Origin of the sequence: Xylophilus sp. ASV27, assembly GCF_016428875.1 — a bacterium.
Classification (GTDB): domain Bacteria; phylum Pseudomonadota; class Gammaproteobacteria; order Burkholderiales; family Burkholderiaceae_C; genus Xylophilus.
Genome location: NZ_JAELTO010000404.1, coordinates 1 through 292, shown reverse-complemented (window position 1 = coordinate 292; position 292 = coordinate 1). Strand labels below are relative to the sequence as shown.

The window sequence follows — 292 nt, the reverse complement described above, 5'->3', positions numbered from 1 at the left end:
CAACTGGCGCAGCGCGTGCTGCGCCCGCTGGCGCGCCCGGATGCGCCGGGTGCATGGTATCGAAGCTGGCGCCTAATGGCCGTGGACGGCACCTGCATGGACGTGGCCGACGAAGCGGTCAACGCACAGCACTTCGGCTACCCGGAGGCCTCCCGCGGGCAGAGTGCCTTCCCGCAGGCGCGTGTGCTGGGCCTGGTCGAATGCGGCACCCACGCGGTGGTGGCTGCGGCCATCGCACCGTACAGCCACAGCGAAGTGGCCATGGCCGCCGAACTGCTGCCCTCCAAACTGA

Annotated in this window: 1 pseudogene; it reads left to right on the top strand. The window is 70.2% G+C overall.

Features of this window, described 5'->3' with window-relative positions:
* Positions 1-292: pseudogene (locus JHD63_RS25290) on the top strand (IS4 family transposase); the annotation flags it as partial.